Genomic DNA, 18,305 nt, shown 5'->3' with positions numbered 1-18,305 from the left:
TTACCCGTCTCATTGTGAGAATAGGAAAGAAATGTTTATCATTTTTTTGAAAGATGACATGTCTAATGTTTGCATCCCTTGAAAAAAGACACCCTGTTCAGGATGTCTTCGATGCATGGCTGATAAACCCACGCAACAGTTCTTTTTCATCATCCCGAAACGTGAAGATCCATAGAAAGATAAAGTAGACGAGACCGACCGCAGCAGCTTTAAAGAGAAAGTGGATCAGTGAGTCGACAGGTAAGTATCGTTGTACCACTAGGCCCGCCACGCCTAGAAAAACCAACGCTGGTGCAATCTTCACATGGCATTCGTAGAAAAATTTCCACATTTTTAATTTCAAGACGCGTATATATACCATGTTCATAAAGACGACAGTACCGACCAAATTCCCAATCAAGATGGCGATGGCAGCACCAATCGCCCCGTAATGCGGCGATAAGAGAAGCGACAGGATCACACTGACCGTCGCGACGATGAGCGATGCGAACGCCCGGTACTTGATTTGATTGACCGCGATCAACGTCGTGTAGGCGATTTCTTGCGTCAACGTGATGATTCCAGGAAGAATGAGTAATAACGCGACCACATAGGACGGAAAGAAGTCGGGACCGACCCAAAGTCCGATGAACTCCCGTCCCATCGTCGCAAAACTGATGATAATCAATCCGACGATGTACAACTGGATGCGTCCGACACGGACCAATAAGTTATCCAATTCGGACTGTCGATTATAGGTCGTCATACGCGTGACCTTCGGCAGGAAGAGTGATCCGATCGCTGATGAAATGGTCCAAACATACCCCTCAATGACCATCCCGATTGAGAACAAGGCGATGGAGGCACTGCTCGCCAAAGCCCCGAGAATGGTCGGGGTGATGTTCAAGATGAAACGTTGGGCGATAGCGATGACGGTCGTCCAAGAGGAGAAGGAAAAGATATCCCGATACATCGAACGGCTGTTATGCAAAAAGTCGATGGCCGTCTCCGTTCTGCGGAGCAGGTAGATGCCTTTGCCGATGATGATGGATAGACCGACGATGGCGTTGACGAAAACGAGTGCGTACAAGCCAAATCCGAACAAGAGCGCACCAATCATCAAGACGACGGTCGATACTTTCTCGATCAAGTTGAACCAGTTGAGGACGACGAACCGTTCGTTCGCGATAAAAATCCCATTGAACGGTTTGGTCGGGAACAAGACGACGATGTAAAAGCCGACCATGATATATAAAACTTTAAGCGTCTCCACTTCAGTCGGTGATAGACTCGCGTAAATCGTATCGATCATCACGTACACACCAATCAGGACAATTCCAATCAGAATTGCAATGCCGAGGAAAAGTTTGAACGCGACACCGAGAAAACGGGACGCTCCTTCTGAATCTCCGAGCGCATGATATTTTGACAGGAAGCGTGACACCGCCGCCTCCAAGCCGAAATCTAGCGCAAAGATGCTGACGAGCGACAGCGAGAGCATATAGAGTCCATAGTTCGCCTTCCCAATTTCCGCAATCATCCATGGTGTGTAGAACAGCCCGGCGAGGATATTAAATCCGATGGCGATGTAAGACATGAGTACACCGATTTTGATTTGCCGTGAACTTTTTTGTTCATCAAACTCCACTTTCGTCGTCACCAGATTCCCCTCCCCTTATTTCTGTTGCCAAAAGAACATATAAAGCGGTTCGTTACGGACAAACAAGAGCAGCAGCATCGTGATGGCCAAGTAATAGACGAGCAGGCGCTCCCGACGTTCGAAGGAACGAATCAGTTCTGGGATCAACAACATGACGAAGATAGAAAAGTATTGGACAATCCGCATCATCGAAGGATTAATGAACGTGAGCGGCAGAAAACACAGGGCGAGCAACAAGGCGTTCAAATAGTGGGTCACGTTCGGGTTGACCGCAATCATCTGCTCACGTCGCCAAAGTGAAACGATTGTGATCAGAATCAAGATCATGGAGAAGTTAAAGGTCCCTGCTCCCGTGTAGTACTCATATTCGTTGTAACCACTGATGGTACGGAAGAATTCGAACAATGGGACGCGGAACACGAACAAGAATGGGATCAACGCACCCATGAACAGCAGATAACGTGGCGTGATCGTCTTCGTCGCCAAGAAATAAAACGGGAGGAAGACGAGTGCGGATTTATGGATTGTCGCTGCTAGCAATACGACTCCAACAAATGGCCAAAACCGTCTCGTTTGAATAAAATAGTAACCAATCAATACGGCGATGGCCGTCGCGATCGTTTGTCGGATGCCGGTGATGGCAAAGAAGGCATAGAACAATGTCGAGAAAATAAGGAAGCTGAGCAGTGGTTCGGTCGAATTCCGGTAAATCCAGACCCCAAACGGAATGAGGAATAAGAGCGCGACTGTCAAGAGATACCATTGATAGTTCTCGGTCGCGATTTGAATCGTCTTCTGCAACAGATAGTAACCGGGATCTCGACCGTCCCCATCCCCAAACACGATGTTGATAAAATTGTCTCCCAGCCGCTCCCACGAGATTCGCTTCGTCTCATCGAACATCCACTTGTATTGCATCGTGTCCGCTCCGACGCTGAAGTGACGAAAGCCAGACAATAGAATCCATTGCCCTGTCGCAATCGTCACAAACAGCAGTTTCCCGTGCTTGATACCATCATCACGCAGGAGGAGCGCCGCCCATGCGATCAGAAGCAACATATTAATCAGATAGATCCACATACGACCTCCTCCTTTTCGGCTGTCAGCGGTAACGAAGATTCATCATGCCCCGGTACAGCGTCAATAGACGATGATAGATGAATGACGAGACAAGTAATATCTTTTGATCGACCCAATTCAAATGCCGATTCCCGTCGAACCGCCGGATCAACTCGTCCCTGACGTCTGGCTCGGTCGACCGATAGATGGCTTTAAATACCGTTTGGATTTGAGGGGTGGTTTCGCTGTTGATTGCGTCGAGTCGAATCAATAGCTGTTCGAAGAAGCGAGCCGTTTCGATTGGTGCGAGGTTCGCAATCTTTTTCGTTTGCTGCTTCGCATGAATCCGCGTCTTCTCATGCGGCTCTGTCGTCATCTTGAAATGATAGCCCTCTAGAGCCAAATCAGTGAAACATACCCAGTCTTGGATATACCGATATGACGTCGGAAACCCGCCGACGCGTTTGAGTGCTTGTTTTGGAATCAGTAAGGCGCATCCGCTCAAGCACGCCTCCAGCAACAAATAGTCGAACATATCCTCACTCGTGTACATCCCTTTCGGCTGTCTTCTCGGGCGATGGATTGGACGACCCGACTCATCAATCAGTTTCGTACCGCATGAAAGGATATGATGTTCCGCCTGATCACCTAGTTTCTCTAGATGCTGAACCTGTGTTTTGATTTTATCTGCGGTGTAGAGGTCGTCATGACTCAGCCACGAGAACCAATCGCCTCGCATCTTCTCAATCCCTAAGTTGAGCGCGGTCGATACCCCGCCATTTGGTTTTTCGAAGTACCGAATCCGGTTCCCAAAGCTGCGGGCAATCTCCGCCGTCGCACCGCCGTCTGTCGAACCGTCATTGACCACGATCACTTCCACCCGCTCATACGTCTGGGCGAGGGCACTTTCAATCGTTTCCTTCAAATAGTCCGCTCCATTGTAGACGGGGATGACAATCGAGACGAGTGGGTTATTCATTTCGCTTCCTCCTCTTGCTTCCCGTAATTCAAATCAAATCAGCCGATTAATGTTTTATTCATACGTGTATGCGTAGTAAGCATCCTTGCCGGCTCGTTCGCGTTTATTCATCACGATCCCCAACATATGGGCGCCAGACAAGATGAGTTGTTCTTTCGCTTTCAGCACCAAGTCCCGATTCGAGGTATCACAACCTACGACGAGGATGGTCCCATCGGTCTCACTCGCGAGAAGTCGGCTGTCCGCCACATGCATGAGCGGCGGTGCATCCAAGATGATCAAGTCGTACTTCTCCTTCACCTCATCCAACAATTGCTTCATCATCGGCGATGCGAGCAGTTCCGACGGGTTCGGCGGAATCGGACCCGCTGCCAACAAGTGAAGCTTCGGCACTTTTGTCATTTGAACCGAACGGTCGAACGTCGTCCGTTTGGCGAGGACGGTGGACAAGCCCGTTTGACCCGCAAGCTGGAACGTGAAATGGACCGTCGGCTTGCGCATGTCACAATCCATGAGCAGCACCTTTTTTCCAAGTTGTGCGTAGACGATGGCCAAGTTCGAGGCCGTCGTCGATTTCCCTTCGCCTGGTGAAGCCGATGTGACGACGATTGTTTGTAACGTGGCCCCAAGCGCCGTGAATTGTAGATTGGTGCGAATCGTTCGATATTGTTCAGCGATTGGGGATTTAGGATTGGCTAGCGTGATAAGGCTGCGCCCAGAATCACGATGTTTGTCTTGTCTCTTTGACAGGTGGAACATGTGGATCGTCTCCTTTCGGCTCGTTGGCAGCCTCAGTTTTTGGTTTCACTACCTTCGGGTTCATGTCACGTTTTTCAATGACCGGGATCGAACCGATGACCGGCATTGCCAAAATAAGTTCGGCCTCACGCTCATCGTGAATCCGTTTATCGAACGTATGACGGATGAGGGCGAGCACGCCTCCGACCACAAAGCCTGCAAGCAGCCCGATCGCAGTATTCATGACGATATTCGGGGCGATTGGTTCGCCTGGTACGACGGCTTCCGATAGGATGCGAACATTATCGATATTCATCAAGTCGGGAATCTCACTGGCGAACACGCGTGTGATGACGTTGGCAATCTCGGTTGCGACGACCGGATCCCCGTACTCCACAACGATGTTAATGACTTGTGATTCTTCTTCACTTTCGACTAAAAGAATCTCACTGATGTCTTTCGGTGCTTCCGCCACTCGAGCTTGGACCTCGTTCAAAATGGCCGGGCTACGCATAATGACTCGATATGTGTTCACAAGAGATAGTGAAGATGAGACTTGTGAACTGTCGACGACATTCGTACCGGCCTCTTCCTTCGGTACAATCAGTACTTGTGTCGAGGCCTCATAAGTCGGTGCAATCACATACTGGCTTAAATAGTAGGCTGCACCCCCGCCCACGAGGATCATCAAGAAAAGAAGCAACATATTTTTCTTTAACACCCCGAATATTTCTGAGAGTAACATCGTTTGACTTTTCACTCATAAGCCCTCCTTCAGACAAAGTTGCGTACACTAAAATCCAGTCGTGACGTTGAGGTCGTTCTCTGTCTTTACTCCTTACCCGACGCTCACTGCAAATCGGAAAGAAATCTTTACCATCTTTTCATGAACTATCATGTCGGCTTATTCTGAACGAATTGTGAATAGATGCGACGCATCTCCGATTTCGAGCGGTCGACGTCGAACGCCTTGACCGACTCGCTGTTGTGGAGCCCCATCTGATGGGACAAATCGAAATCGAGTTGCATCGTCCGGATGGCCCGGGCGAATCCGGTCACGTCTTCCGGCGAACATTTATAGCCGGTCACCCCGTCGATCGAATAGTCATTGATGCCATGCACGTTCGACGTGATGAGAGGGAGTCCGGCTGCCATCGCCTCGAGCGCGGCCATGCCGAGCCCTTCCCGTTTCGACGGGAAAACGAAGCAGTCCGCCGCCTTCATCACTTCGATGACGTCGTCCCGGAAACCGAGCAAGGTCACTTGCCGCTCGAGTCCGAGTTCACGGATAAGCCGCTCGAGGTAGTCCTTATTGTCACCCGTCCCGGCGATCAAATAGCGGAGCGTCGGTTCTTTGAGCGAGGCGATGGCGCGGATGATCGTCTCGTGGTTCTTGTTCTCGTTCAACTCGCCGACCGACAACAAGACGAAGTCCGTGTCACTGTCGACGCCGAGGCCGCGACGCTTCAATGACCGGTCGATGATGACCGCCTCGATCCGTTTCGTGTCGACGCCAATGCCGGGGATACGGAACGTGTGCGACGTCTTGAACGTCTGTGCCCGCGAGAAGTCCTCTTCGTTGATGGTGACGATCGTGTCGGTCATGCGGGCGAGCGTCCGTTCGACCGGATAATACAGCATCCAGTTGAGCGACGGGCTGCCTTTGAAAAAATGGAAGCCGTGCGCCGTGTACATGCATGGGGTGTGCGTCTGGCGCGCGACGAGCCGGCCGACGACCCCGCCGATCGGGGAGTGGCAGTGGATGAAGTGATAGCGGTTCGCCGTCATGACGGCTTTCAACTGTTGATAGGCGCGGACGTGACCGTTCATCTTCTTGATGTCGCGCTCGAAATCGATTTGGTACAACGTGACGCCGTTCGCTTCTAAGTCCTGTTTGATGCGGGCGATCTTCTCCGGCGAATACATGCTGCCCCATTCGAAGTTCGTGGCGACATCGACTTGATACCCCATCTCTTGGAGCATGCGGATATTGTCGCGGTTGAAGCTCTCGATCATCGAGACGACCGAGGCGACCATGAGCACTCGTTTCATCGTTTTCTCCTCCTCACACACGTTTCCGAAGATAGTCGACCCCACGCAACATTAAGACGAGCGGTACGGTCTGTTCATGTTTACAGAGCTGGAAGAACGTCCGCCATTTGATGTCGAAATAACGCATATCCATCTGCGAGTAGGCGCGTTTATATTCTGCTTGCCGGAGCACTTGTTTCAACGACTCTGCCTGGGCGAAAAGTGACTTCGGCGCGGCGAGTTCGTTCAAGCCGATGCCGATCATGCTGAGGGCGATCCGATTATAGAGCGCGTGATTGTAATCCTCTCCAAGCTGATGTGCCTCGATATAGCGCATCAAGATATGGAAGAACTGCATGCGTGAAGCGATGAGGTCTTTATGATAAACACTCGTTTCCGATTTTCGATTCGTTTTTCGATAATGGTAGACCGGGTAATCGATATAAATGAATCGGTGGCAATGCTCCAACGCTTGGATTTGAAAGTATAAGTCGACGAACGTGCCATATGGTCCGCCAAATGATAAATGTTTGATGAGATCGCGATGATAGAGCGTGATGCAGTTCGAATTGAGCGCATCCACCGTTTCCGGGTGAGCCAGTTCCTCCCCGACAAGTCCGAACAGACGGCGATGGACATAACGTCTCGTCTCCTCTGCGTTATACGATAAAAAGTCCGCTTCAAAGATTCGTTTCGGGAGTGAACGCCCTTCGTATTCGCGTACATACGTCCCCATGACAGCATCTGCTCGCTCAGCCTCTGCATGTTCGACCATCAACCGAATCGCATCCAGATCTAGCCAGTCGTCACTGTCGATAAACATGATGTACTCACCCGATGCCAGTTGAAGCCCTCGATTCCGGCAAGCGGAACATCCGCGATTTGTCTGGCTGATAACACGAACCCGCGGATCTTTATCGTAGGTCAACGCAATGTCGAGACTGTGATCCGTACTGCCGTCATCGATACAAATAATTTCGAGGTGTGGATATGTTTGATGGACAAGGCTATCGAGACACTGTCCCAGATAGGCGCTTGTATTGTAGATGGGTACGACCAAACTGACGAGCGGGGTAAGGCTTGGCATGTGGGTCACTCCTTCTAAGTTGTCGTTTCATGATGTGAGGATGCTATCCTCGTTGTTCCCGTAAGCCCTTTCCGGTAACTCACAAACGGAATGAGCCGTGGATAATCTTTTTGTGAAGTATAAAAAACGAAAAAAACCGATTGCATCATCGCAATCGGTTCGTCTATTGAGGTGGAACTATGGAGTTAACATGTCATGATAAATCTGCAACAGACGTTGTAAATTCAATTCTTGGTCGTGGGTGACTTTGGCTCGTCGCTGCGCTGCCGCGGATAAGTTTTTAGCTAACGCATCATCCTCGAAAATTTTGCAGACATAATAAGCCAACATGTAAGGGGCATCATGTTGGTACAGGAACCCTTCTTTTTTGTCGGCCAACATGTCACTCGTCCCGCCTACATAAGACGCAACGGATGGCACACCTAATAGCATCGCCTCCGCCAATGAGTTCGGACTGTTTTCGATGGTGGACGGACAGACAAATACATGAGACTCGAGATAACGTTGGCACATCGCTTGCTCGTCCAACGTTCCTGTGAATGAAATATGTTCACTTAAATTATACTGGTCAATCAGCGATTGAATATAATTGCCATAATGTGTGGCGAACAGCTTATTTTTCCAACCGGATCGATCCGTCAAATCGCTGCCGCCAATGTACAACCTCGCGTCCGGATACCTTTGCAAAATCAACGGCATGGCTTCTAACATGAAATGCAACCCTTTGATGGAATATTGGCCTTGGCTCAAGAAAATCGAATGGGGCTCACATTTCTCCCGCTCCCATGTTTCATGGTAAAACGATTCCCGTAACGTCTCGTTGCAATGGAAGTAAGTGGCCTGGTCATTAATTTGTGAGACGCACGCCCGGTCCCAAGTCGTTCTGCCGATGACATGGTCCACTTTCCGAATCGCCTCCCGTTCAGCCTCCCCGCGCACTTGGAACGTTTTTCGCAATCCGCTCACATGGTCGTGACGAACCCAGTTTCGAAACGTTTTTTTGTGGATGGCGTCTTGGGGCAGTCCGGCAAACGTATGTTTCTCGATGACGGAGACGAGTCCTTGGATGGACACCACCGTCTTCACACCTTGTCGTCGGCAAGCGTTGACCATGGCCAACGTGTGCGGCATCTCTGTCCCAAAGATATGAACGAGGTCTGGCGACACTTCCTGGAGAATTGTTGCGAATCGTTGATGATCTTGAATAGAAGGATCACTCACCTTTTTTATCGGAGAGAATGGATAATATATGATTTTGTCTCCTTCTAACCGTTTCACACGTTTCGCTTGTTTACTTGGAAATGCGACTGAAAGTTTGACTTCATCAAGATTTGACAAATATTTAGAGGTGTTGACGAGCCATCCGCCATATGGGGTTGATGATTCATGTAATAAATGACTTGCCTCGGGCAACGGAATATTAATCAACCATAACACCTTCATACTGGTCTCACCATCCATCTTTATACGTTATAGTCCTCTCGTTCCCTTATTCGGTCTTACGCCCCTCACTTCCTTTGTCAGTGAACGATTTACACGTATGCACTGTAGGTCAATTGTTTAATTGCTCGATTTTCAGGTGATCCATAATGTTATGAAATAAACGCTCTTTCACCCGGTCCGACACGTACGAATTGTGCGGGGTGAGCGTCACCCACTCGAAGTTATAGAGCGGATGATCGGACGGGAGCGGCTCGGTCTCAAAGACATCCAAGGCGACCCCGAAGAACTTTCCTTCCTCGAGTGCCGCGATGAGCGCCTCCTCGTCGATGATCGATCCGCGCGCCACGTTCAATAGGACGGCATCTTCCTTCATCGCCGCAATCGCCTCGGCATCGATCACATGATACGTGTCGTCGGTGAGTGGCAAGGCGACGACGACGACGTCACTCTCCGCCAATACATCATGCAACTCATCCATCAACACGTAACGGTCGACGAACGGCACTTGTTTCTCGCGATGACCGACACCGATGATCGTCATATCAAACGCCCGGAGCCGGGTCGCAACCGCCTCCCCGACGTGACCGAGCCCAAGCAAGGCCACGGTCTTCCCAGTCAATTCGCGTAAACGGCGTTCCTTCTCCCAATGCCGATTCGCCTGCTTCTCGCGAAATGCTGCCCCGTGCTTCATGAAGTCGAGCAGCTGCCAGACGACCCATTCGGCCATCGGCACGGCATACGTGTCGCCGGCGTTATAAACACGGATACCTCGGTCTTCGAGCTCGTCGAGCGGAAGACGGTCGAGTCCGGCACTGACGGCTTGGACGAACCGCAGCTGTTTAAAATCGTCGACGTGACAATATTGGAACACGTTGTTACAAATCAAGCCCTCGACTTCTGAAACGTCGATGTCCGTGACATCCGCCTCTTCACGGAGCGTCGTCACTGTATAGCCAAGTTGTTCGAGTTTTGCGAGTAGTTCAGGAGTCAATCGCACTCCTGTCGACAGCAAATTCAAGATAAGATCCCCTTCCGGTTCTGGATTTCCGCCGTGATGGCATCGACGGTCGAGACGAGGCTCAACCGATTCAATTCCAACCACTCCGGTGTCGCGTGTTCGAGCTGTTGCTCGTACACTCTAATTTTCCATACCCCTTCTTGGAACATTTGTGCCTGTTTGGCGTCAAGTTTTCCAATCGAACCAACGTTACAAAAGCTGCGCGATAGAATCGCAAGTGACGAACCGAGCCGGACATGCTCCCCAATCACTTTCTCGGCCGGGAGCTTCCCTTCCCCAATCCGGGCGATGCCACCAAAGCCATACGGGATGCCCGACGCCTGCATTTGACGAACAATCGCCTCGATTGTTCCGTCGGCGAGCGGCTCGAATAGGAAACTTTGTCCGTAACTCAAATGAAGGTCGTTCAGCCCGATATGAATGTAGTCGATGCCTGTTAATTTGAGCACGTCCGGCATACAAGCGACGGCCTCTTTCGTCTCACACAACAGACAGACTTTGGCCCGCTTGTCGACGAGTTCGATGAACGTCTCAACTTCGTCAACCGTCTTATAATATGGCAACATGACGACGTCCGCTCCACGGTTAATGACCTCATTGATCTCATAGCGTGAGCCTTGGAAAATCGGATTGACGCGGACGAGCAGCTCGGCATGCTTCAAGACAGCGCGCAACCGGCTCACGTCGCGAATCGCGTGGCGCGAGATGACCGTATCAAGATGACCTTGCCGTTCCTCTTTTCCGTTCAACTCCAAATCGACAAATACCCAGTCGACCCCGTTCTGTTCGGCGAGCAGAGCGATATCCGGCTGGTTCGTGATATACATCAGTTTCAAAGGCATGGCGAGCACTCCTTCCGTAGATAGATTACTTTAGGAAAATAGCCCGTCTGAAAAACAACAAAACGGAAATGCGAATAATGCTTTTACAATCCAAATCATGCTGTTTCAGATTTGTGAACGTGTGTCTTTGTACATAGTTACATGCTCCTTATTTGAATATGTTTTGATATCAAACTATGATCGCAACTTCTTTCTAGTTTTGTTTTAAAAATGGGGAATCGGAAATAACTAACGTACAAGATAAAAATTCGACAGTTTTCGGCAAAAAAGGGGTGGCCAATCATGGAATGGATTGTGATATTTGGTGCAGGCGGTCACGCACAAGTTCTGATTGATATTCTCGAATTGATGGGGGTTTATCGTATTGCTGGAATTTATGATGATAGTCCTTCGCTGTTAGGGAAGTTCATTGCAGGATATCCAGTGCTAGGGTTCGTTGATTCGAAAACAGTTGTTCAAAGAGGGATCATCGGTGTCGGAGACAACGTTCATCGTGAGCGTATTGCCGAAAAAATTAAGTACCATAACCCAGACTTCAAATTCGTCAACGCCATTCACCCGAGCGCCGTCATCGGCAAGAACGTGACGCTCGGTGAAGGAACGGCCGTCATGGCCGGCAGCGTCATCAATCCGAACGCCGTCATCGGTCCGCACAGCATCATCAACACGATGGCGTCGGTCGATCACGACTGTGTGCTCGAATCATTCGCCTCAATCGCCCCGGGTGCCCATCTCGGTGGCAACGTCCATGTCGGCGCCCGCACGTTCATCGGCATGAGTGCGACGGTCATCCACAACGTCCATATCGGCCACGACACGGTCATCGGTGCCGGCGCCACGGTCGTGAAAGACATCCCGAACCACGTCGTCGCCTACGGCTCCCCGGCCAAACCGATCAGGGGTCGGATCATGAACGAACGATATTTGTGAACACAAAAACGAGGTCGCCCCGCGCCGGGTGACCTCGTTTTTTCATTTCAGCTCGCGATGCAGCTCGCGGTCGGTGATATAGTCCGGCTCGAGTTTCAAGATGATTCGCTCGAAATAGCGTTGGAGCAGATACATCCCGCCGACGAGAACGGCGAGCGTGAGGAAAACGGACGGTCCCGGTGAACCAAGCTCGTACCATCCCAAGATTAAGTAAAGAATCGCTAAACCGGACAACGTCATCCAGAACGGCAACCGGACGAGCCGTTGATACGTCGCATTGTCGTTGAACGAGGCTCGAATCGTGCCGAACCGCCACTCGCGGACGAGGAGCGGAATGACGCCAAGAAAACCGAAACCAAGCAAGAGATATTCAGATTGGTCGACCTTATCGATCAGTGTCCCGGTGATGATGAATGATGCGACTGCTAAAATGATGGCCCAGCGCTGACTTTGTTTTGCGTAGTCGCCGAGGCGGCGGATATGTTGTTCACGTCTCATGATATACCTCCCTGATTCTCGCTTTTTTATATTACGAAAACCAAACCTGTCTGGTTTCAACACTTATTGAATCAGAAGCAGTCGTATTCCTTATTGTTTAGTCTATTTATAGACTCCATATTTCCAACCCTAAATCTACTCCGTCTTCTTTTGAATAGATTGCTTTCAAGTCGTAGATGGAATTCGCCTGCGGTTTTAACATCGTCCTCAACTCGATAAGGGGGTAATTAGCGCGAAATACATCATGTCCGACTGCAATAATGATTGCGTCTAGTTCTCTTAGTTTCTCCCTCGATACTAAAGGTTGTGAATAATACAATTCTACATCTGACGCGTTCGCTTCCGGATCATGAACAATTACTTCTATACCATAATCGTTCAAAGACGACACAATATCAAACACCTTCGAATTCCGTACGTCGCTGCAATTTTCTTTGAACGTGACACCTAAGACACCTACTCGAATCGCTCCTGATAAACGCTTTTGACGAATCAAGTTTTTGATCACTCGTTGGGTAACGAATTCTCCCATCGAATCATTGACAGCTCGTCCCCCTGAAATAATTTGTGAATGATACCCAAGTTGCTCTGCTTTGTAAATAAAATAGTAAGGATCTACTCCAATGCAATGTCCACCAACTAAACCAGGCTGGAACGGCAAGAAGTTCCACTTTGTACGAGCAGCCGCCAAGACTTCTTGCGTGTCGATTTCCATGCGATCAAATACCATCGAGAGCTCATTCATGAACGCTATATTGATGTCACGTTGAGCATTTTCAATTACTTTTGCTGCTTCCGCCACTTTGATGGACGGGGCTCGGTAAGTTCCTGCTTGAATGATAGTTCGATATAAAGCGTCTATACGTTCAAGCGCTTGTTCGTCAGAGCCAGATACAATTTTTTGAATCGTTGTCAGTTTATGAACCTTATCACCTGGATTAATACGTTCTGGCGAGTAGCCTACCTTAAAATCACTTTGAAATACAAGTCCACTTCCGGCCTCAAGAATGGGAACACAAATCTCCTCTGTCGTACCGGGATAAACGGTAGATTCAAAGATAACTAAATTCCCTGGCTCCAAGACTTGGGCAATCTTTCGAGTCGCTTGAATGATGGGATCAAGATTTGGGGTTTTATCTGCGTTAATCGGTGTTGGGACTGTGACAATATAGGTAGTGCACGCCGCTAGCATTTCCTCTTCAGTTGTAAGCGTAGCCGCTGTCTCTAGCAAAGCCTGTTCCCCTACCTCTTGAGTGACATCAACTTGTTTTAGATAAGAAGCCACTTTCTCGTGGTTCGTATCATATCCGACAACATCAAAAAATTTAGCGAATTCAATCGCCAGCGGTAATCCGACATATCCCAATCCTATGACGCCTATCGTTTCTTTTAATTCCATATAATCGCGCCTACTTTCCCTTCATCATCTTGATATCGCTTTGAGTGAATCATCGGACCACTCCCCAGCTCGCCAAAGCGAAAACTTATGATAATCGTAAGTTTGTTCCCAGTAGTCCATCCAATCCTTGATTGTCTGCCCATCGGCCCACCAAATAGAAGTTGAGACCCCATCTTCTATGAAAGTGGCATGAAGTACGCTGCTATTTGGGTCACGCACTACCGTGGTCCCTTTTGGAATCATAGATTGAGCGTCCATCTCGGTTAGAGACGTAACCGTTCCTTCCTTAAAACGAAAGCCTCCCGTTGCAAGAGCAATCGTCCAATCGTGACGTTGCCCCAGCTGTTCATGTAACTGATCAAAGAATGCATAGGTCGCTTTTGGACCTGGCTCGTCTGGCGTGTGAAAACCATGGACGTTGTACGCCATGACCACGTACTCGATTCCGGAAGGAAGATGGATGTCTTGAAACGATACGCTCGGTTCCAAGACAACCCGTAAAGCCATCTCATTTTCTTTTAGTCGTTCGCGAGCGCGCTCTAAAAACGCCGTATATTCGTTAAAACTTGTTACAGGAATTTTTTCGAAATCAAGCTCGACTCCTGCAAAGGGATGCTGATCAAGCACGTCAAACACTTGATCCCAATATACTTCTTCGAGATTAGGATTTTGAAGCATACTCGTGATGACATTCGGATCTTTTTGGGTGACTGTGTCTCCTACGAACCGATCATTGACTAGAGTTAAATAAATCGGTTTATCATTAATCGATTTGCTAGAGAATACCGTATCGATAAGCTCCTTACTTTGTTCCGTTTGGTAAAGGTGACCCTCCTCATCCACATAACTTGTAAATAAAAATAGTCGATTTAATTCAGCGTCAATCGCTATTGTGTCAGCCACACTCGCTTCACTAGCCCAATCTACAAGCCACCAAGATAAATCAGTTGAAACTTCCTTAGTCGGTTCAGTGAATTCAGGCTCGTCACATCCATACAGCCCTAACAACGTCATGAATACCAGTGGATAAATAACTCTTTTCATAAAGCGTACTCCCTTTTAAAACGTCTCGATAAAGTAATCAACGGTCCGGTCCCAACGTGTTTTCAACTGCCCGATGATTCGTTCAGACCGTGTCGGAGCTGTATCATAAATCACTTGATCGCTTTGCTCAATTCTCAATCCTTCAAACGTGGAATCATAAATCGTTCCTTCATCTTTCTGAAAACCGGTATTTGATTGGAGCGATTGCCCACCCAGCTTCACATAGAACGTGTCTTTAATGTCAGATGGCACGCTCAACATTTGTTTTCCATCGATCCAAACGGACAACTCCTCAGCATCTAGATGCAACTTCAATTGTCGATCATTCGGTAACGTGCGTGGATACTCTCCCTCTACGATACGGGAGCCAGCTTGTGTATCTTCATAAGTATATTGGGTTGCCTTATTGAACGAAAAGTCTTTACCATCCCAGTCAATAGGAGAAAGCATGACTTGTTTAATTTTTTTCTTCTCTCCTAATTCGTCTTCATAAAGAGACAATATATTCTTAGCTAACGCGAGAACGTATGTCTTTCCAGTGCTCGAATCTTGGAGTGAAATGCTCTGTTCACCCATCACTGCCCCAGTCATTCGCGTTGTCAGTGTGGAGTCTGTAGGAATCTCATCCTGTAGCGTCACAACCCCCTCTTTTCCGGGATAGGTCGTGACAATCAGGGACTCTTTCCCAGCTTCTAATACAGCATTTGTTGTTTTGAAACGAGCAGACAGTGTAGCATCTCCTTCAAAGAAAGAAATGTCATATGGAGAATCTTGTTGGAGCTTCATCAATAAATGATTGACCGACCATGATGGAATTGCTTGAACTCTCGTCAAATTATAGATGTCTGACTCGTTGTCATTATAGGCTGTCTGATCACGGTTGAAATGAATCCCGAAAGTGTCTCGAATGTTCTTATCGTTCACTTCTTCTACGTACTCATTCATATTATTGTACAAAGAATTCGCATGCATAATCGCATAACTTTTGGGGACAAATCCAAACGACGATTCATAAATCGTCTTCATATTGGCATAGTCCTTTGTAATCCGGTTCTCCATCTCTTGTTTCGATTCTGTAGAAATCAAATACTCGTCACGTAAATAGTCCATTAAGTAATGATTGTAGTATTCAATATCAGTTTTATCGGGCACATCATTCTCCGGAATCACCCCTAAAAGTTCACCCTGATCATTGAATGTATTGATGTAAGTCAGTTGATATCCGTTTGAACCGAGCTCCCAATAACCACTGCGTATCATCGGCTTCAAATCACGCGGTTTCAAGAATTTAGTATCAGAGCTCTCCATCTTGTCCGCGTATGTGAACATCGTAGCTCGGTAATTTAAGGCTTCAAGCACAGGCTGCGCAAAAATACTGGAGTCATTTCGACCATCTTCAAATGATAAAAATAACGCTTTTTCGGGAAGTGCATCTCCGTTTTCTAAAAAGTTCGTCACTTGATCTTGAGAGATTGTTTCAAACCCTTGCTCTCTTAAAAGGGTTAACTGTTGTCGAAGGGTGTCACGACCAACATATTTAGAAGATTCATTCCTAGCCACTCCGAAGTAAGAGAGCGCCACAAACCCTTTCGTATTCGTATATTTGCTTGCATCGGAAGGCTCGTACCGATCCGTAATCCATACGATGCGTATCAAGGTGACGACAAGCAATAATAGAATAACTGCTTGTATCACCGTACTGATACGCTTTCGTCGATTTTTCGATGCGACATTAAATGACTTACTGCTCATCGTCTCGACTATCCCCTTTCATGGCGAAAAACGGAAATGGCCGTCGTTTCGTTCGTCGTTCTTGCTTTTTATTCTGTTCCAGTACATCTTGAGGCGTGTCTCGAGTCCCCCATGTCGACTTCCAGAATGTGACCCACGCGACTGGCATCTGCCAGAGGAGGACAAACTCATAAAAAAGAACAAAGACAATGCCGAAAGACCAAAGTTTACTTTTGCGGAAGAAGAGATGCGCGAAGCTCATCATCAATGCCATCAATAACAACCCGAGTAAGAAAGTCGTCGGGAAAATGCCATATCGCGCCGGCACATAAATTAAATTGTAAGTAACGACGATTGGAGCGGCAATCGGGACAATTAGACCGACGATAAAGAATGCCGCCATAAAAGGCTCCTTACGCCAAACAAATCCTAGAGCGCGGAGTGATTCACGCAACCATGAACGTTTCCAACGCATCTGTTGACGTAAAAATACGCCTGTTTTAGATGGAACAATTGTCGAGCAAACAGCAAGATCTTGATAACTTGTTCGGTGAGTTTTCAAGATAAAATTCGTCATACTGCGATCATCACCAAATGTTGCCGGATGACCTAAGAAGCGTTGATTTAACCAATCTTCCGAGTTTTTGAGGACGAGATCTTTTCGGTAGCATGAGAGGGGGCCTGATAGACATGTCACACAATCAAACCACGATTCGGCCGCTTTCATAATTCGGAAAGCTACGTAATATCGGACAGTCTGTAGTTTTGTGAGTGCGTTCGTGAATTTATTCTCCACTTCAGTGCGTCCGGCTACGCCGCCCATTTCTGGATCTTGAAACGGTTGAACCAAGTTACGAATTGCTGTCGGTTCTAAGAAACTATCAGAATCAACGAAGACTACTAAGTCATGTTTGGCCATCTTGACACCAACGACGAGTGCTTCTCGTTTTCCGGCGTTTTCACTCAGAACGTGAAAACGCATCCTTGCTTTTGTATCGAAGCGCTCTCCATTGGCATCGATTTTTTCAAAAGCACGTCTTACGCGTTCAGCAGTTTGATCAGTTGAACAATCATCGACGACAATTACTTCAAGCTTGTCAATTGGATAAGCTTGGTCGATGCAGCTAATGATTGTTCGTTCAATCCACTCCTCCTCATTAAATACCGGAATGATAATCGACACACCCGGTTCATAGTCCAAGTTAATCGGCACATTCCGATACAAGAGTCCAAATAGATAACGACTAAGCAAAAAAGTGGCCGCTAACAAACTGTAAAAATATAAAAACTTGTTAAATCGAAAATAAATGACACTTTCTGCCCTCATTAAAATGACGAGCAACGTGATGAACAGGAGAAAAGCACTCGCCATGAAAATCGATAAACCCCAACGGCGTCGCTTGAAATAAAGGTCGAGCGGTTTTTCAAATATGAACGCCATGAATGTGATTTCTTCGCCTTCTATAAGTTCAACAAATGTTCGAACTTTCTTCGCGGATATACTAACTTTCGCTTCATACCCCTCTGGCATCGCACCATCAGGAATTGTGAATTTTAAATGCACTGCCGCATCGAAAGATGTTTCTTGCTCCCCTGCCGGCAACTCGAGTAAAATTCCCGTCGTTGAGATATTATGACACCGTAGCGTCGCTGATTTTTTGTTGTATTTAATTGTCACAGGGAAGTCAACAACGTACCGCTGTCCTTCTAATTTTTTCTTATACATCTCATTCGGATTCTCGATGACCCCATGCTCGAGAAATCCTCTGCGATCGATTGACCGTCGTACACCTTCTGGGTCTGGGATATTCGATAGGATTCGTCTGTCTTGAAGCGGCTGAAGAATAGTCTCTTTTTGTTCGTTCAT

Annotated in this window: 16 protein-coding genes; 1 reads left to right on the top strand and 15 read right to left on the bottom strand. The window is 48.0% G+C overall.

What is annotated here, in order from left to right; translation table 11 throughout:
- Positions 1–97 precede the first annotated feature (97 nt).
- From KNP75_RS02405 to KNP75_RS02360, 10 genes are all read right to left on the bottom strand, one after another.
- A complete protein-coding gene (locus KNP75_RS02405) occupies positions 98–1,639 on the bottom strand; it encodes an oligosaccharide flippase family protein (protein WP_215189695.1) in 1,542 nt (513 codons plus the stop codon).
- A 15-nt stretch (positions 1,640–1,654) separates the two neighbouring features.
- Entirely contained in the window at positions 1,655–2,719 is a 1,065-nt protein-coding gene (locus KNP75_RS02400; RefSeq protein WP_215189693.1) for an EpsG family protein, read from the bottom strand.
- A 22-nt stretch (positions 2,720–2,741) separates the two neighbouring features.
- Entirely contained in the window at positions 2,742–3,677 is a 936-nt protein-coding gene (locus KNP75_RS02395) for a glycosyltransferase family 2 protein (RefSeq protein ID WP_215189691.1), read from the bottom strand.
- Positions 3,678–3,731: 54 nt separating this feature from the next.
- Positions 3,732–4,436 carry a CpsD/CapB family tyrosine-protein kinase gene (locus KNP75_RS02390; RefSeq protein ID WP_214754170.1) on the bottom strand — a complete coding sequence of 235 codons (705 nt, stop codon included), beginning with the start codon at positions 4,434–4,436 and terminating at the stop codon, positions 3,732–3,734.
- Positions 4,399–5,175 (bottom strand): YveK family protein, encoded by a 777-nt coding sequence (locus KNP75_RS02385; protein WP_052090165.1) that lies wholly within the window; start codon positions 5,173–5,175, stop codon positions 4,399–4,401. The genes KNP75_RS02390 and KNP75_RS02385 overlap by 38 nt, the downstream gene beginning before the upstream one ends.
- A 134-nt stretch (positions 5,176–5,309) precedes the next feature.
- Complete coding sequence (locus KNP75_RS02380; protein ID WP_215189689.1) at positions 5,310–6,467, bottom strand: glycosyltransferase family 4 protein; 1,158 nt, start codon at positions 6,465–6,467, stop codon at positions 5,310–5,312.
- A 13-nt stretch (positions 6,468–6,480) separates the two neighbouring features.
- Positions 6,481–7,533 (bottom strand): glycosyltransferase family 2 protein, encoded by a 1,053-nt coding sequence (locus tag KNP75_RS02375; protein ID WP_215189687.1) that lies wholly within the window; start codon positions 7,531–7,533, stop codon positions 6,481–6,483.
- 177 nt (positions 7,534–7,710) lie between these two features.
- Positions 7,711–8,754 carry a glycosyltransferase family 4 protein gene (locus KNP75_RS02370; protein WP_353049016.1) on the bottom strand — a complete coding sequence of 348 codons (1,044 nt, stop codon included), beginning with the start codon at positions 8,752–8,754 and terminating at the stop codon, positions 7,711–7,713.
- A 331-nt stretch (positions 8,755–9,085) separates the two neighbouring features.
- Positions 9,086–9,994: an NAD(P)-dependent oxidoreductase gene (locus tag KNP75_RS02365; protein ID WP_215189683.1), complete on the bottom strand. Its 909-nt coding sequence runs from the start codon at positions 9,992–9,994 to the stop codon at positions 9,086–9,088.
- A complete protein-coding gene (locus KNP75_RS02360) occupies positions 9,991–10,836 on the bottom strand; it encodes an aldolase/citrate lyase family protein (protein ID WP_215189681.1) in 846 nt (281 codons plus the stop codon). The genes KNP75_RS02365 and KNP75_RS02360 overlap by 4 nt, the downstream gene beginning before the upstream one ends.
- A 282-nt stretch (positions 10,837–11,118) precedes the next feature.
- Between KNP75_RS02360 and KNP75_RS02355 the strand changes: the two genes are divergently transcribed.
- Positions 11,119–11,766 (top strand): acetyltransferase, encoded by a 648-nt coding sequence (locus KNP75_RS02355; protein WP_215189679.1) that lies wholly within the window; start codon positions 11,119–11,121, stop codon positions 11,764–11,766.
- Positions 11,767–11,808: 42 nt separating this feature from the next.
- Here KNP75_RS02355 and KNP75_RS02350 read toward each other — a convergent pair whose 3' ends face one another.
- The 5 genes from KNP75_RS02350 to KNP75_RS02330 all read right to left on the bottom strand — a co-directional run bounded on the left by KNP75_RS02350 (position 11,809) and on the right by KNP75_RS02330 (position 18,305).
- Positions 11,809–12,264, bottom strand: coding sequence for a hypothetical protein (locus KNP75_RS02350; RefSeq protein WP_215189677.1), 456 nt, complete (start codon positions 12,262–12,264; stop codon positions 11,809–11,811).
- A gap of 106 nt (positions 12,265–12,370) precedes the next feature.
- Positions 12,371–13,663 carry a nucleotide sugar dehydrogenase gene (locus tag KNP75_RS02345; protein WP_215189675.1) on the bottom strand — a complete coding sequence of 431 codons (1,293 nt, stop codon included), beginning with the start codon at positions 13,661–13,663 and terminating at the stop codon, positions 12,371–12,373.
- A gap of 24 nt (positions 13,664–13,687) precedes the next feature.
- Positions 13,688–14,707 carry a glycoside hydrolase family 18 protein gene (locus KNP75_RS02340; protein WP_215189673.1) on the bottom strand — a complete coding sequence of 340 codons (1,020 nt, stop codon included), beginning with the start codon at positions 14,705–14,707 and terminating at the stop codon, positions 13,688–13,690.
- 15 nt (positions 14,708–14,722) lie between these two features.
- Positions 14,723–16,459, bottom strand: coding sequence for a polysaccharide deacetylase family protein (locus KNP75_RS02335; RefSeq protein WP_215189671.1), 1,737 nt, complete (start codon positions 16,457–16,459; stop codon positions 14,723–14,725).
- Complete coding sequence (locus KNP75_RS02330; protein ID WP_215189669.1) at positions 16,449–18,305, bottom strand: glycosyltransferase family 2 protein; 1,857 nt, start codon at positions 18,303–18,305, stop codon at positions 16,449–16,451. The genes KNP75_RS02335 and KNP75_RS02330 overlap by 11 nt, the downstream gene beginning before the upstream one ends.

The sequence above is a fragment of the Exiguobacterium sp. s6 genome, assembly GCF_018618155.1.
Lineage (GTDB): Bacteria > Bacillota > Bacilli > Exiguobacteriales > Exiguobacteriaceae > Exiguobacterium > Exiguobacterium mexicanum_A.
This window is presented reverse-complemented; position numbering and strand designations above follow the sequence as displayed.

Excerpts from the sequence above, each read along its gene's own strand:
- KNP75_RS02400 (WP_215189693.1), bottom strand. The coding sequence starts at position 2,719 with ATGTGGATCTATCTGATTAATATGTTGCTTCTGATCGCATGGGCGGCG.
- KNP75_RS02395 (WP_215189691.1), bottom strand. The coding sequence starts at position 3,677 with ATGAATAACCCACTCGTCTCGATTGTCATCCCCGTCTACAATGGAGCG.
- KNP75_RS02390 (WP_214754170.1), bottom strand. The coding sequence starts at position 4,436 with ATGTTCCACCTGTCAAAGAGACAAGACAAACATCGTGATTCTGGGCGC.
- KNP75_RS02380 (WP_215189689.1), bottom strand. The coding sequence starts at position 6,467 with ATGAAACGAGTGCTCATGGTCGCCTCGGTCGTCTCGATGATCGAGAGC.
- KNP75_RS02375 (WP_215189687.1), bottom strand. The coding sequence starts at position 7,533 with ATGCCAAGCCTTACCCCGCTCGTCAGTTTGGTCGTACCCATCTACAAT.
- KNP75_RS02360 (WP_215189681.1), bottom strand. The coding sequence starts at position 10,836 with ATGCCTTTGAAACTGATGTATATCACGAACCAGCCGGATATCGCTCTG.
- KNP75_RS02355 (WP_215189679.1), top strand. The coding sequence starts at position 11,119 with ATGGAATGGATTGTGATATTTGGTGCAGGCGGTCACGCACAAGTTCTG.
- KNP75_RS02350 (WP_215189677.1), bottom strand. The coding sequence starts at position 12,264 with ATGAGACGTGAACAACATATCCGCCGCCTCGGCGACTACGCAAAACAA.
- KNP75_RS02345 (WP_215189675.1), bottom strand. The coding sequence starts at position 13,663 with ATGGAATTAAAAGAAACGATAGGCGTCATAGGATTGGGATATGTCGGA.
- KNP75_RS02340 (WP_215189673.1), bottom strand. The coding sequence starts at position 14,707 with ATGAAAAGAGTTATTTATCCACTGGTATTCATGACGTTGTTAGGGCTG.
- KNP75_RS02335 (WP_215189671.1), bottom strand. The coding sequence starts at position 16,459 with ATGAGCAGTAAGTCATTTAATGTCGCATCGAAAAATCGACGAAAGCGT.
- KNP75_RS02330 (WP_215189669.1), bottom strand. The coding sequence starts at position 18,305 with ATGAACGAACAAAAAGAGACTATTCTTCAGCCGCTTCAAGACAGACGA.